The 13,907-nt window shown below is 54.9% G+C and carries 16 protein-coding genes; 11 read left to right on the top strand and 5 right to left on the bottom strand.

The window, feature by feature from the left end; all coding sequences use genetic code 11:
* Positions 1–10: 10 nt before the first annotated feature.
* The gene (folX, locus tag B3B59_RS14980; RefSeq protein WP_040074650.1) at positions 11–373 is read right to left on the bottom strand and encodes a dihydroneopterin triphosphate 2'-epimerase; all 363 of its coding nucleotides are present in this window, start codon (positions 371–373) and stop codon (positions 11–13) included.
* 69 nt (positions 374–442) lie between these two features.
* Positions 443–1,063, bottom strand: coding sequence for a GSH-dependent disulfide bond oxidoreductase (gene yfcG, locus B3B59_RS14975; RefSeq protein WP_046884677.1), 621 nt, complete (start codon positions 1,061–1,063; stop codon positions 443–445).
* A gap of 136 nt (positions 1,064–1,199) precedes the next feature.
* Between yfcG and yfcF the strand changes: the two genes are divergently transcribed.
* The 3 genes from yfcF to yfcD are packed head-to-tail and all read left to right on the top strand — an operon-like array spanning position 1,200 to position 3,060.
* Positions 1,200–1,844 carry a glutathione transferase gene (gene yfcF, locus B3B59_RS14970; protein ID WP_046884921.1) on the top strand — a complete coding sequence of 215 codons (645 nt, stop codon included), beginning with the start codon at positions 1,200–1,202 and terminating at the stop codon, positions 1,842–1,844.
* Positions 1,845–1,897: 53 nt separating this feature from the next.
* The gene (gene yfcE / locus B3B59_RS14965) at positions 1,898–2,449 is read left to right on the top strand and encodes a phosphodiesterase (protein WP_046884678.1); all 552 of its coding nucleotides are present in this window, start codon (positions 1,898–1,900) and stop codon (positions 2,447–2,449) included.
* A 56-nt stretch (positions 2,450–2,505) separates the two neighbouring features.
* Positions 2,506–3,060: an NUDIX hydrolase YfcD gene (yfcD, locus tag B3B59_RS14960; protein ID WP_040074653.1), complete on the top strand. Its 555-nt coding sequence runs from the start codon at positions 2,506–2,508 to the stop codon at positions 3,058–3,060.
* Positions 3,061–3,063: 3 nt separating this feature from the next.
* On the opposite strand, the gene B3B59_RS14955 is transcribed toward yfcD, so the two are convergent.
* A complete protein-coding gene (locus tag B3B59_RS14955) occupies positions 3,064–4,083 on the bottom strand; it encodes a LacI family DNA-binding transcriptional regulator (RefSeq protein WP_040074654.1) in 1,020 nt (339 codons plus the stop codon).
* A gap of 250 nt (positions 4,084–4,333) precedes the next feature.
* On the opposite strand from B3B59_RS14955, the gene B3B59_RS14950 reads away from it, so the two are divergent.
* The 5 genes from B3B59_RS14950 (at position 4,334) to B3B59_RS14930 (ending at position 8,316) form a co-directional block, all read left to right on the top strand.
* Positions 4,334–4,777 (top strand): PTS sugar transporter subunit IIA, encoded by a 444-nt coding sequence (locus B3B59_RS14950; RefSeq protein ID WP_046884681.1) that lies wholly within the window; start codon positions 4,334–4,336, stop codon positions 4,775–4,777.
* 79 nt (positions 4,778–4,856) lie between these two features.
* Positions 4,857–5,129 (top strand): PTS sugar transporter subunit IIB, encoded by a 273-nt coding sequence (locus B3B59_RS14945; RefSeq protein WP_040074658.1) that lies wholly within the window; start codon positions 4,857–4,859, stop codon positions 5,127–5,129.
* Between the two features lie 22 nt (positions 5,130–5,151).
* The gene (locus B3B59_RS14940; RefSeq protein ID WP_040074659.1) at positions 5,152–6,543 is read left to right on the top strand and encodes a PTS ascorbate transporter subunit IIC; all 1,392 of its coding nucleotides are present in this window, start codon (positions 5,152–5,154) and stop codon (positions 6,541–6,543) included.
* Positions 6,540–7,370: a transketolase gene (locus B3B59_RS14935; RefSeq protein WP_212477673.1), complete on the top strand. Its 831-nt coding sequence runs from the start codon at positions 6,540–6,542 to the stop codon at positions 7,368–7,370. Before B3B59_RS14940 ends, B3B59_RS14935 begins: the two co-directional genes overlap by 4 nt.
* Positions 7,363–8,316 (top strand): transketolase family protein, encoded by a 954-nt coding sequence (locus tag B3B59_RS14930; protein ID WP_040074662.1) that lies wholly within the window; start codon positions 7,363–7,365, stop codon positions 8,314–8,316. The genes B3B59_RS14935 and B3B59_RS14930 overlap by 8 nt, the downstream gene beginning before the upstream one ends.
* Before the next feature lie 45 nt (positions 8,317–8,361).
* Here the strand turns inward: B3B59_RS14930 and pta are convergent, their stop codons facing one another.
* Both pta and ackA read right to left on the bottom strand, forming a co-directional pair.
* Entirely contained in the window at positions 8,362–10,506 is a 2,145-nt protein-coding gene (gene pta, locus B3B59_RS14925; protein ID WP_040074663.1) for a phosphate acetyltransferase, read from the bottom strand.
* A gap of 77 nt (positions 10,507–10,583) precedes the next feature.
* Positions 10,584–11,786 carry an acetate kinase gene (gene ackA, locus B3B59_RS14920; RefSeq protein WP_207292150.1) on the bottom strand — a complete coding sequence of 401 codons (1,203 nt, stop codon included), beginning with the start codon at positions 11,784–11,786 and terminating at the stop codon, positions 10,584–10,586.
* Between the two features lie 337 nt (positions 11,787–12,123).
* Between ackA and yfbV the strand changes: the two genes are divergently transcribed.
* The 3 genes from yfbV to B3B59_RS14905 all read left to right on the top strand — a co-directional run bounded on the left by yfbV (position 12,124) and on the right by B3B59_RS14905 (position 13,837).
* A complete protein-coding gene (gene yfbV, locus B3B59_RS14915; RefSeq protein ID WP_040074666.1) occupies positions 12,124–12,579 on the top strand; it encodes a terminus macrodomain insulation protein YfbV in 456 nt (151 codons plus the stop codon).
* A gap of 92 nt (positions 12,580–12,671) precedes the next feature.
* Complete coding sequence (locus B3B59_RS14910; RefSeq protein WP_040074667.1) at positions 12,672–13,166, top strand: YfbU family protein; 495 nt, start codon at positions 12,672–12,674, stop codon at positions 13,164–13,166.
* An 11-nt stretch (positions 13,167–13,177) separates the two neighbouring features.
* Positions 13,178–13,837 (top strand): sugar phosphatase, encoded by a 660-nt coding sequence (locus B3B59_RS14905; protein WP_286809447.1) that lies wholly within the window; start codon positions 13,178–13,180, stop codon positions 13,835–13,837.
* The last annotated feature ends 70 nt before the right edge of the window (positions 13,838–13,907 follow it).

The following is a 13,907-nucleotide window of genomic DNA, read 5'->3' as shown; positions in this document are numbered from 1 at the left end:
AGGGTTGCGCTTAGCGTTGCCAGCTTAACGTCATAGAGACGGAGTCGGCGTAGCGCAGCGCATGAAGTTTATCGATTTCGACTTCAGCATAGGTGACCCAGTGATGTTCGCGTGCGAGATCGAGCACATCCTGAGTTAATTTTTCGAGCAATGAGAAGCGGTTATTCTCGACCAACTGAATGATGCTCTTGGTAATGGTGCGGTAGTTCAGCGCGTCGTTAATATCTTCGCTGGCGCGTGCTTTATCGGCAGGGTAGTGAATGGTCACATTGATGACGATATCCTGACGATTAGCGCGCTCTTCCTCTTTAATACCAATATAGGTACGCAGGCGTAAATTTTTGATTCTGATTATTGCGTCGTGTTGGGACATTGCAGGCTTCCTCCGTGTCATTTTCCGCAACATGATACATGAGGATTCATCGGAAAACGCCTGCTTCTATTACGCTTTTAACAGGGCGCGTTGGGTTGCCGGGCGCGTACGTATGCGTTCAAACCAGTTGTTGACCGCAGGCCAGGTCGCCAGGTCTACGCGCTGACGTACGTGCTCGTTCACCCAGGGCCAACAGGCGATATCGGCGATGCTATAGTGATCGCCCGCCAGCCACGGTGTTTTTTCCAGCCGCTTGTTAAGCACGTTATAAAGCCGCTGCGTTTCCACCTGATAACGCTCGATGGCATAGGGGATCGGCTGCGGTGCATGGTAGTTGAAATGGTGGTTTTGTCCCAGCATCGGCCCTAATCCGCTCATCTGCCAGAACAGCCACTGCAAGGTAACATGCCGCTCGCGCAACTCCCCGCTCAATAACGTGCCTGACTTTTCTGCCAGATAGAGCAGGATCGCTCCCGATTCAAACAGGCTTAACGGCTGGCCACCATCCTCGGGATCGTTATCCACGATGGCGGGGATTTTATTGTTGGGTGAGAGGGCCAGAAACTCAGGGCGAAACTGCTCTCCCCGGCTGATATCCACCCGAATCAATTGGTAATCTAGCTGCGCCTCTTCCAGAAAAAGGGTGATCTTATGTCCGTTAGGGGTCGGGGCGTAATAGAGGTCAATCATCTCCACTCCTGTCGCTACATTTTTACGGCACTGGATCGAGTATAGGTGGTGATGCTACATCGTGATTTTTCATCAGGTGACAGAGAGGCCGACAGACTATATGTTGGATGAAAACCCTACAGCCAGTGAGCATCCTATGAATCAACCTGCAATAACTTTGTGGTCCGATGCGGATTTCTTTTCCCCTTACGTGATGAGCGTTTACGTTGCGCTGGCAGAGAAAGGGCTGCCGTTTACCCTGAAGACCGTGAGTCTCGATAAGGGGGAGCACTTAAATCCCCGGTGGCAGGGCTATGCGTTAACCCGCCGGGTACCCGTGCTGGAGATCGACGGTTTTGAGCTGAGCGAGTCGTCGGCCATCGATGAATACCTTGAGGAACGATTTGCCCCGCCGGAGTGGGAGCGAATCTATCCTCATGATCTGCAAAAACGCGCCCGGGCGCGGCAAATTCAAGCCTGGTTACGTAGCGATCTCGGTCCAATACGCGAAGAGCGCGCCACCGATGTGGTGTTCGCCGGTGCCAAGAAACCGCCGCTGAGCACCGGGGCGCAAAGCGCGGCGGGTAAACTTATCGATACCGCGAGCACCTTATTGGCTCAGGGGCATCAGAATTTGTTTGGCGAATGGTGTATTGCGGATACCGATCTGGCGCTGATGCTTAACCGTCTGATACTGAATGGTGATGAGGTGCCGCCGCGTCTGGCTGACTATGCCGCGTTCCAGTGGCAGCGCGCTTCCGTGCAGCGTTATGTGGCCCTTTCCGCGAAGCGTCCGGGCTGATAAGGCTGGCTGAATAAGGTAAGATAGGCCGTGGTTTTTAGAAGGAGTTATCAATGAAGCTGATGTTTGCCTCAGATATCCACGGCTCTCTGCCCGCAACTGAACAGATCCTTGAACGTTTCACACAAAGCGGGGCGAACTGGTTGATTATCCTGGGTGATGTGCTTAACCACGGTCCGCGCAACGCGCTGCCGGAAGGCTATGCTCCGGCGCAGGTCGCCGAACGTCTGAACGCATTTGCCTCACGCATTATTGCCGTACGCGGCAATTGCGACAGCGAAGTCGATCAGATGTTGCTCCAGTTCCCCATCACCGCTCCGTGGCAGCAAATCTTGCTGGAAAATCGCCGTCTGTTTTTGACCCACGGTCACCTTTTTGGCCCGGATAAACAGCCGCCGCTGAACGCTGGCGATGTGTTGGTTTATGGTCATACTCATATTCCAGTGGCGGAGGCGCGGGAGGATATCATCCATTTCAATCCCGGCTCCGTTAGTATCCCGAAAGGGGGATTCCCGGCGAGCTATGGCTGGCTTGAAGGAGACCATTTGTGCGTTATGGCGCTGAATAATGGTCAGGTTATTGCGCAGACAACGATTAATCCGTAATTTACACCTCAACCGTAAACGCGCCGCGAGAGCGCTATGAAGAGAAGGTTTCCCCGATGGTGGAGCAGAGTCATTTGGCAAGTACAGAGTGGGTTGATATTGTCAGCGAAGACAATGAGGTGATAGCGCAGGCGAGCCGCGAACAGATGCGGGCGCAGCGCTTGCGTCATCGCGCAACCTACATCGTCGTGCATGATGGGATGGGTAAAATTCTGGTCCAGCGCCGTACCGAAACGAAAGATTTTATGCCGGGTATGCTTGATGCGACCGCCGGTGGTGTGGTTCAGGCCGATGAAGTGCTGCTCGACTCCGCACGTCGTGAAGCGGAAGAGGAGTTAGGTATTGCCGGCGTGCCCTTCGCCGAGCATGGCCAGTTCTACTTCGAAGACGACAACTGCCGCGTCTGGGGTGGGCTGTTCAGCTGCGTCTCTCACGGGCCGTTTGCGCTTCAGGAAGAAGAGGTGAGTGAAGTCAGCTGGATGACGCCGGAAGAGATCACCGCGCGTTGCGATGAGTTCACGCCCGATTCATTAAAAGCGCTGGCGCTGTGGATGACCCGCAACGCCAAAAACGAATCCGCAAAACCGGAAAAAGAGGAAGAGGCGGAATAAGCCTCAGCAACTTTCCCGCAAGCACAGGCTGGACGCGATAGGTTTATGGTCGCGCCAGTCTCCGTCATTCAGACGTTCCAGTAACGCTTTCCCGGCTTCAACCCCGATTTTACGATGCGGTACCGCCATGGTGGTCAACGGCGGCACGCACACGCGGCTCACATCGCTATCGCCAAAACCGACAACGGCGAGATCGTCCGGCACTTTAATTCGCCGGCGTTGGCACTCATAAAGCACCCCGCAGGCCAGCTCATCTGAGACGCAGACCAGCGCATCCAGCTCTGGCCAGGCCAGGAGAAACTCCGGCAGCTGTGATGCTCCGGTCGAGAAACTGGGAGGCAGCGCCGCGTTGATAACCCGGTTTGGCGCCAGGTGGTGACGCAGCATCGCTTTGTACCAGCCCTGCAAATGCTGCTGGAAAATCCACTGCTCCTGGTTAGCGCACAGCAGGCCGATATTCTGATAGCCACGCTGAATCACCATCTCGGTTAGCTCATACATGGCAGCAACGTTATCAATACCGATATTCATATCGATAGGGTCGGCGCGCATCGCCCCCATCTCTACCACCGGAATAGAGCGATGCTGCAGCCAGTGGCGCACCGTTTCGCTGTGCTCCACGCTGAGTAAAATCGCGGCGGCAATGTTCGATGCCAGCAGCGTCTCGAGCAATTTTTCTTCCTGCTCAAGTCGATGCTGTGATTCCGCCAGCATGATCTGATATCCGGCAGGCTGGAGCACTTGCTGTAGGCCGGCAAACATTTCGGAACACCCCGCCTCGGCAAGGTTTGGCACTACCATAGCAATCGTCCACGAAGAGGCCGATGCCAGCGCGCTGGCGGCCAGGTTGGGCATATAGCCCAGCTCATGAACCGCAGCGTCGATCTTTTCACGCAATTTATCAGACACTTGTTCAGGGGTACGCAGCGCCCGCGATACCGTCATGGTACCGACCCCTGCCAGCTGCGCCACGTCTGCAATAGTGACTTTGCCGGTACTTCGCCTTTTTCTGGTCAGAGACATACAGATTCCTGCTGTTTTACAACATGTTGGCACACGTTTTTCTTATCGTTCGTCACGTGCTGTGCTCGAAGTATACGCCTTAAATCCCGTTTTCTGGTTGTAATTTGCTGCGCTGATTGCATTTTGATAGCGCTATCACATTTATGAATGTTAACGATTGGTAGCGCTATCTTTGTGATCCTGATCGCAGCCAATTTGGGTAGGCTTGCATAAAGTTTGCCCATCTTAGCCCCTGATACGAGGAACAAGCGTGCTCAATAAGTGGATTTTTGAACAGACGATCCAGCTTCAGGACAGCGTGGAAAACTGGCCGCAGGCGCTTGAAATTTGCGCGCGTCCGCTGCTGGAGATGAACGTTATTGCGCCGGAATACATTACGGCGATTGTCGAGCAACACCAGAAGCTTGGCCCCTACTATGTGCTGGCGCCTGGGCTGGCAATGCCGCATGCACGCCCGGAAGAGGGGGCAAAAGGGTTAGGTCTTTCGCTGCTGAAGTTGAAAGAGGGAATTTCGTTTGGTGCAGGTGAGTTTGATCCGGTCGATGTGATCGTCATGCTCGCGGCACCAGACAAACATAGCCACATCGAAATGATCTCCGCGCTGGCAGAATTATTTTCGAGCGATGAGGATATGGCGCAATTACATGTCGCAACGACCCGGGAGGAAATAAAAGCCATTATCGAACGCTTCTAGTTTTAATTCCGACATCGTTTTTAACCACATTACGCTCGAGCGTGATGGGGACGTACTCTACTCAAAAAAGGGCATAACAATGAAAATTATGGCGATTTGCGGCTCCGGGCTGGGCAGTAGTTTTATGGTCGAAATGAACATTAAAAAAGTCCTCAAAAAACTCAATATCGATGCCGAGGTGGAGCATTCTGATCTCTCTTCAGCCACCCCAGGCGCGGCCGACCTGTTCGTGATGGCCAAAGATATCGCGGCCAGCGCCAGCGTGCCGGAGAGCCAGCTAGTGGTGATCCAGAACATCATTGATATCAACGAACTTGAAGCGCAGCTTAGCGCCTGGTTCGCGAAACACTAACCCTGACTGTGACGAGGTGGATATGTTTATCCTTGAATCGCTGAACTTCGTTGTTGATATTTTAAAAGTACCCTCGGTGCTGGTGGGCTTAATTGCATTAATCGGCCTGGTGGCGCAGAAAAAAGGGTTTTCGGATGTGGTGAAAGGCACGATTAAAACCATTCTGGGTTTTATTGTGCTGGGTGGCGGAGCCACCGTGCTGGTGGGATCGCTTAATCCGTTAGGCGGTATGTTTGAACATGCCTTTAATATTCAGGGCATCATTCCGAATAACGAAGCAATCGTCTCTATTGCGCTGGAAAAATATGGCGCCTCTACGGCTCTGATCATGGCCTTCGGTATGGTGGCGAATATTATTGTCGCCCGCTTTACCCGCCTGAAATACATCTTCCTGACCGGGCACCATACGTTTTATATGGCGTGCATGATTGGCGTGATCCTGACGGTGGCAGGCTTTGAAGGGGTGGGGCTGGTCTTCACCGGTTCGTTGATCCTTGGGCTGGTGATGGCCTTCTTCCCGGCCATTGCGCAGCGCTATATGAAGCGCATCACCGGTAATGATGACATCGCCTTTGGCCACTTCGGTACCCTCGGCTATGTGCTCTCAGGCTGGATTGGCAGCAAGGTGGGCAAAGGCTCTCGCTCCACCGAAGAGATGAACCTGCCGAAGAATTTAAGCTTCCTGCGCGACAGCTCTATCTCCATCTCCCTGACCATGATGATTATCTATCTGATCATGGCGGTGAGTGCCGGACGTGAGTACGTGGAGGCCACCTTCAGCGGCGGACAGAACTATCTGGTCTACGCCATCATCATGGCCATTACCTTCGCGGCGGGGGTATTTATCATCCTGCAGGGGGTGCGCCTGATTCTGGCGGAAATCGTTCCGGCTTTTACCGGCTTCTCCGAAAAACTGGTGCCCAACGCGCGTCCTGCGCTGGACTGCCCGGTGGTCTACCCGTATGCCCCTAACGCCGTGCTGATTGGCTTCCTGTTTAGCTTCCTCGGCGGTCTGGTTGGACTCTTTATCTGCGGGCAGTTTAGCTGGGTGCTGATCCTGCCGGGCGTCGTGCCGCACTTCTTCACCGGTGCGACCGCAGGCGTGTTTGGCAACGCCACGGGCGGACGTCGCGGGGCAATGATAGGCGCCTTTGCCAATGGTTTACTGATTACCTTCCTGCCGGTGTTGCTGCTGCCTGTGCTGGGTGCGATTGGATTTGCCAACACCACCTTCTCTGATGCGGACTTTGGCGCCATCGGCATTGTGCTGGGTAACCTGGCACGCTACCTGTCGCCAATGGCTATTACGGGTCTGGTTGTGGCGGTGTTCGCACTGCTGGTGGCCTGGAACCTCTTCGCTAAAAACAAAAGTGCGGGTAATAGCGCGCAAGAAAATACCGGAGCCAAATCATGAATGTTAATGAAGTGACCCAACTGGCACGCGAAATCCGTATTGCCACCCTGAAATCGCTCACCCAACTGGGGTTCGGGCACTATGGTGGCAGTATGTCGGTGGTAGAGACGCTGGCGGTACTGTACGGCGCGGTAATGAAGATTGATCCTGCCGATCCCGACTGGCCTGAGCGTGACTATTTTGTGTTATCCAAAGGCCATGCGGGCCCGGCGCTCTACAGCACCCTTGCAATCAAAGGCTACTTCCCGATTGAAGAACTCAGCACCCTGAACCAGAACGGAACGCGGCTGCCAAGCCATCCGGACAGGCTAAAAACGCGTGGCGTGGATGCCACCACGGGCTCGCTGGGGCAGGGGATCTCCATTGCCGGCGGTATGGCGCTGTCGCACAAACTGGCGGGGCGCGCGAATCGCGTCTTCTGCATCGTGGGCGACGGAGAGTTGAACGAAGGGCAGTGCTGGGAGGCGTTTCAGTTTATCGCCCACCATCGCCTGAATAACCTGACGGTCTTCGTGGACTGGAATAAACAACAGCTGGACGGTGAGCTGGATGAGATCATCTGTGCCTTCGACCTGGAAGGAAAATTCCGCGCCTTTGGCTATGACGTGGTCAAGGTCAAAGGGGACGACATTCCGGGGCTGCTTGAGGTGACATCGCTCATCCCTGAAGCGGATGCGCGACCGCTGGTCGTGATCCTGGACAGCATCAAAGGGCAGGGGGTGCCGTATCTGGAGCAACTCAGTAACTCCCACCATTTGCGACTGACTGATGACGTTAAAGCCGCCCTTACCGAGACGATTCGCCAGCTGGAGGCCACACATGATTAAGCTTGCACCCACAGGACAAAAAGATGCCGTCGAGATGCGCAAAGTCTATGCCGGATTCGTCGCGAGCCAGATTGAAGCGGGGAGTGAAATTATCGCCCTGGAAGCGGATCTGATGAGCTCCATGGCGATGGACGGCGTGGCGCGCGATTATCCCCAGCATGTCATCAACTGCGGGATCATGGAGGCCAACGTCATCGGTACCGCAGCGGGGCTGTCGCTGACCGGGCGTAAGCCGTTTGTGCACACCTTTACCGCCTTCGCCAGCCGCCGCTGCTTCGACCAGCTGTTTATGTCGCTGGATTATCAGCGTAACAACGTGAAGGTCATCGCCTCGGATGCGGGCGTTACCGCTTGTCACAACGGCGGTACGCATATGTCGTTTGAAGATATGGGCATTGTGCGCGGGCTGGCTCATTCGGTGGTACTGGAAGTGACCGACGCGGTCATGTTTGAGGATGTCCTGCGCCAGTTGATTGACCTCGAGGGCTTTTACTGGGTGCGAACTATCCGTAAGCAAGCCCCGAGCATCTACGCCCCGGGCTCGACCTTTACCATCGGCAAGGGCAACGTGCTACGCGAAGGAGACGATATCACCCTGATTGCTAACGGCATCATGGTCGCAGAGGCGCTGGAGGCGGCGCGGCAGCTTGAACAGGAGGGCGTCAGCGCGGCGGTGATCGATATGTTCACCCTGAAGCCTATCGACCGGATGCTGGTGAAAAATTATGCCGAGAAAACCGGACGTATCGTTACCTGTGAAAATCACAGTATTCACAATGGCCTGGGGTCGGCGGTGGCTGAAGTGTTAGTGGAAACGTGCCCGGTGCCGATGCGGCGGGTGGGGGTAAAAGAACGCTACGGCCAGGTGGGCACGCAGGACTTCCTGCAACGCGAGTACGGCCTGACGGCGCACGACATTGTGTCGGCGGCAAGAGAACTGCTGTAAATAAAAAAGGCGACCATCGGGTCGCCTTTTTAATGCAGCTAAAAGTTACTGCTGCTGCTGTGAAGACTGGATCGCGGTCAGGGCGATGGTGTAGACGATGTCGTCTACCAGCGCGCCACGAGACAGGTCATTCACCGGCTTGCGCATACCCTGCAGCATTGGCCCGATAGAGATCAGGTCTGCAGAACGCTGTACCGCTTTGTAGGTGGTGTTACCGGTGTTCAGATCCGGGAAGATGAACACGGTAGCGCGACCTGCAACCGGCGAGTTCGGTGCTTTGGATTTCGCCACGTCTGCCATCACGGCGGCATCGTACTGCAGCGGGCCGTCGATCATCAGATCTGGACGTTTTTCCTGCGCAATACGGGTCGCTTCGCGTACTTTCTCTACGTCGCTACCTGCACCAGAGGTGCCGGTGGAGTAGGAGAGCATGGCTACGCGCGGTTCGATACCGAAGGCAATAGCGGAGTCTGCGGACTGGATAGCGATTTCAGCCAGCTGCTCTGCGGTTGGATCCGGGTTGATCGCACAGTCGCCGTAAACGTAAACCTGTTCAGGCAGCAGCATGAAGAACACGGAAGAGACCAGAGAGCTACCTGGGGCGGTTTTGATCAGCTGCAGCGGTGGACGGATGGTGTTCGCGGTGGTGTGAACAGCACCGGAAACCAGACCGTCAACTTCGTCCTGTTCCAGCATCAGGGTACCGAGAACCACGTTGTCTTCCAGCTGTTCGCGCGCAACGGCTTCGGTCATGCCTTTGCTCTTACGCAGCTCAACCAGACGTGCAACGTAGCTTTCACGTACCACTTCCGGGTCAACGATTTCGATGCCCGCGCCCAGTTCAACGCCCTGAGATGCCGCTACGCGGGTGATCTCGTCCGGGTTACCCAGCAGCACACAGGTCGCGATACCGCGCTCTGCACAGATGGCGGCTGCTTTAACGGTACGTGGTTCGTCGCCTTCTGGCAGAACAACGCGTTTACCCGCTTTACGCGCCAGCTCGGTGAGCTGATAGCGGAAGGCTGGAGGAGACAGACGGCGGCTGCGCTCGGAGGTCGCAGTCAGGGATTCGATCCAGTCTGCGTTCACATAACCTGCCACGTATTCCTGAACTTTCTCGATACGCTCGTGGTCATCAACCGGCACTTCGAGGTTGAAGCTCTGCAGGCTCAGAGAGGTCTGCCAGGTGTTGGTGTTCACCATGAATACCGGCAGGCCAGTCGCAAAGGCACGCTCGCACAGTTTGCTCACGCGTGGGTCCATCTCGTAAGCACCGGTCAGCAGGATAGCGCCGATTTCAACGCCGTTCATTGCGGCCAGGCAGGCAGCAACCAGCACGTCAGGACGGTCAGCGGAGGTGACCAGCAGGGAACCTGCACGGAAGTGTTCCAGCATGTGCGGAATGCTACGCGCACAGAAGGTGACAGACTTCACGCGACGGGTATTGATGTCGCCTTCGTTGATCACGGTGGCGTTCAGGTGACGCGCCATGTCGATGGCACGGGTCGCGATCAGATCAAAGCTCCATGGCACCGCGCCCAGCACTGGAAGCGGGCTGGTTTCCTGCAGTTTTGCCGGGTCGATTTTCACGACTTTCGCTTTGGAAGAGTCATCGAAAATTTCGGACAGGTCAGGACGGGTGCGACCTTGTTCATCAACCGGTGCGTTCAGCTTGTTGATGATAACGCCAGTGATGCTGGTGTTTTTCGCGCCGCCGAAGCTGCTGCGGGTCAGTTCGATACGCTCTTTCAGCTGCTCCTGGGTATCGGTACCCTGAGACATCACGAAGACGATCTCGGCGTTCAGCGTTTTGGCGATTTCAAAGTTCAGCGACTGGGCAAACTGATGTTTACGGGTCGGAACCAAACCTTCAACCAGTACCACTTCCGCGTCCTGCGCGTTCGCGTGATAGTTAGCGATGATCTCTTCCATCAGCACGTCTTTCTGATTGCTGGAGAGCAGAGACTCAACGTGGGACATTTTCAGCGGCTCTGCGGCGGGCAGATTAGAGTTCTTACGAACAATGCTGGTGGTCTGGTCTGGCGCATCGCCACCGGCACGTGGCTGGGCGATAGGTTTAAAGACGCTCAGACGAACGCCTTTGCGTTCCATAGCACGGATGACGCCGAGGCTGACGCTGGTCAGGCCGACGCTGGTTCCGGTAGGGATCAGCATAATTGTACGGGACACGGTTTATCCTCTTTTGGCTACCGCCGAAATCAGGCGGGTTTCAAAACAGCACCGCCAGCTAGGCTGGCGGTGTGGAATCAGGCAGTCAGACGGTTCGCGTCTTGCGCGATGACCAGCTCTTCGTTAGTTGGGATAACGATAGCAGGGCGGGTGCCTTCTTTGTTGATGAAGCCAGACTTGCCGAAGCGGGCAGCCAGGTTACGCTCGTGATCAACTTCGAAGCCCAGAACGCCCAGTTTACCCAGGGACAGTTCACGAACCATTGCTGCGTTTTCACCGATACCACCGGTGAAGATAACCGCGTCCAGACGACCGTCCATCAGTGCAGTGTAAGAACCGATGTATTTCGCCAGACGGTGGCAGTAAACGTCCATAGCACGTTTCGCATCTTCTTTGGCTTCGTAGTTATCTTCAACATAACGGCAGTCGCTGGTGACTTCGGTCAGACCCAGCAGGCCAGACTCTTTGGTCAGCATTTTGTTGATGTCATCAACGCTCATGCCCAGGGTGTCGTGCAGGTGGAAGATAATCGCCGGGTCGATGTCACCAGAACGGGTACCCATCACCAGACCTTCCAGCGGGGTCAGACCCATGGAGGTATCAACACATTTACCGTTACGGATAGCAGAAACAGAACCGCCGTTGCCCAGGTGGCAAGTGATGATGTTCACTTCTTCTACCGGCTTGTTCAGGACTTTGGCCGCTTCCTGAGTAACATAGAAGTGGCTGGTGCCGTGTGCGCCGTAACGACGTACGCCATGCTCTTTGTACAGTTTGTACGGCAGGGCATACAGGTAAGACTCTTCCGGCATGGTCTGATGGAACGCCGTGTCAAATACAGCCACGTTTTTGTCTTTCAGCTGCGGGAAGGATTTCAGTGCTTCAGCGATACCGATCAGGTGAGCCGGGTTATGCAGCGGCGCGAAAGAGGCGGAGTCTTTGATGCCCTGGATGACAGAGTCGTCGATCACAACAGAGCTGGTGTATTTTTCGCCGCCGTGGACGATACGGTGACCGATTGCCGTCAGCTGAGCAGACAGTTCTGGTTTTTGTGCCAGAATAGTGTTAACGATAAAGTTCAGCGCTTCACTGTGAGCGGCGCCTGCACCTAAAGCCGCTTCTTGTTTGCTGCCGTCCATCTTCCACTTGATACGCGCTTCAGGCAGATGGAAACATTCGGCCAAACCAGAGAGGTACTCGTCACCGTTGAGCGCATCGATGATGGCGAATTTCAGTGAGGAGCTACCGCAGTTCAGAACCAGTACTAACTTACTCGACATGGAAGTACCTATTATTGATACGTGGCTAAAAAAACGTCAGTGAGAATCGTAGCGTAGCGCAAGAATCCGCTGACATTTATGATTAACATCATGCCGAAAGTACTTTTTGGCATGACGAAAGGAATACATAAGATTTTATGCCATTTTGCGCATTTTTCCGGCAATGGCATAATGTGCTTAAACTTGACGAATTTACGATTATCGTCCAGGGCCTTTTCAGGCCGGCACAGGATACCTGATACTGGGTAGTTAAGACAAAAGTTTTTGAACGATGTCATGACCAGTTGGGGATTTGCACGAATTTTTTAATTTTTATATGTGAAGTTGAGGTAAAGCCATGTCGACACCCGAAACCCCCTCAGTGAACTTTTTTAGTCTGTTTCGCCGGGGACAGCACTATTCGAAGACGTGGCCGCTGGAAAAACGCCTTGCGCCTGTCTTTATTGAGAACCGTGTGATTCGCGCCACCCGTCACGCCATTCGTCTGATGCCCCCGATTGCCATTTTCACCCTCTGCTGGCAGATAGCGCTTGGCGGCCAGCTTGGACCGGCCGTCGCCACTGCGCTGTTTGCGCTTAGCCTGCCGATGCAGGGGCTCTGGTGGTTAGGTAAACGCTCCGTCACGCCGCTCCCCCCGTCCGTGCTGCAGTGGTTCTATGAAGTGCGCGGCAAGTTGCAGGAGGCGGGACAGGCCCTGGCCCCGGTTGAGGGCAAGCCCGATTATCAGGCGCTGGCCGACACGCTAAAGAAAGCATTTAAGCAACTTGATAAAACATTCCTGGATGATTTGTGATTGATCATCGAAACGATCATTAAAAGAAGGCACAGTAACCCTTAGTTACCGTGTCTTTTTTTTAGGTTGCTTCGCGCAACAGGAGTCGAATGATGGAAATGACCAATGCTCAACGTCTGATTTTGTCTAATCAGTACAAAATGATGACCATGCTTGATCCCGACAACGCAGAGCGCTATCGCCGCCTGCAGACTATCGTCGAACGTGGCTTTGGCCTGCAGATGCGCGAACTGGATCGCGAGTTTGGCGAATTAAAGGAAGAGACCTGCCGCATTGTCATTGACATCATGGAGATGTATCACGCGTTGCACGTCTCATGGGCTAACCTGAAAGACGCGCAGATAATTGATGAACGTCGTGTGACCTTCCTCGGTTTTGATGCTGCCACCGAAGCGCGTTACCTGAGCTACGTCCGTTTTATGGTTAACACCGAAGGGCGTTACACCCACTTCGATGCCGGTACGCATGGCTTTAATGCCCAGACCCCGATGTGGGACAAATATCAACGTATGCTGAGCGTCTGGCACGCCTGCCCGCGCCAGTACCATCTGAGCAGCAACGAAATTCAACAAATCATTAATGCCTGACGGAGGTCGATGTGCAGTGTAAAGGTTTTCTGTTTGATCTGGACGGTACGCTGGTGGATTCCTTACCGGTGGTTGAGCGCTCATGGTGCCGCTGGGCCGACAGGCACGGTATTAGCCATGATGAAGTCCTCCATTTCATCCATGGCAAACAGGCCATTACCTCTTTACGTCACTTTATGGCGGGCAGCACTGAAGAAGACATTCAGGCCGAGTTTCGCTGGCTGGAGCAGCTAGAGGCGAAGGATACCGACGGCATCGTCGCGCTACCAGGCGCGCATGCGCTGCTTCGTCACCTGAATGAATCACAGATTCCGTGGGCTATCGTCACCTCCGGCTCGGTTCCGGTGGCGCACGCCCGCCATAAAGCGGCGGGTTTGCCAACGCCTGAAGTCTTTGTCACCGCCGAGCGTGTCGCTCGCGGCAAGCCGGAGCCCGACGCCTTTTTGCTGGGCGCCGAGCTGCTAGGGCTGGCACCAGAACAGTGCGTGGTGGTGGAAGATGCAGCTGCCGGCGTCCTTGCCGGGCTGGCGGCGGGGTGTCATGTCATCGCCGTGAATGTACCTGCCACGGCGCCGCGCCTGAATGAAGCCGGTTTTGTGCTGACTTCGCTGGCAGCCATTGAGGTCAGCAAAACGGCCGACGGAATGGTAACCGTGACGCAGAAAATGTAATCCCATGATTTAGCCCCACAACTGTGGGGCTTTTTTATGGCAGTATGCTGTCACTCTTTTCTGACAAGGA

Source organism: Leclercia sp. UBA2479 (assembly GCF_002341985.1).
Lineage (GTDB): Bacteria > Pseudomonadota > Gammaproteobacteria > Enterobacterales > Enterobacteriaceae > Enterobacter > Enterobacter pneumoniae.
This window is presented reverse-complemented; position numbering and strand designations above follow the sequence as displayed.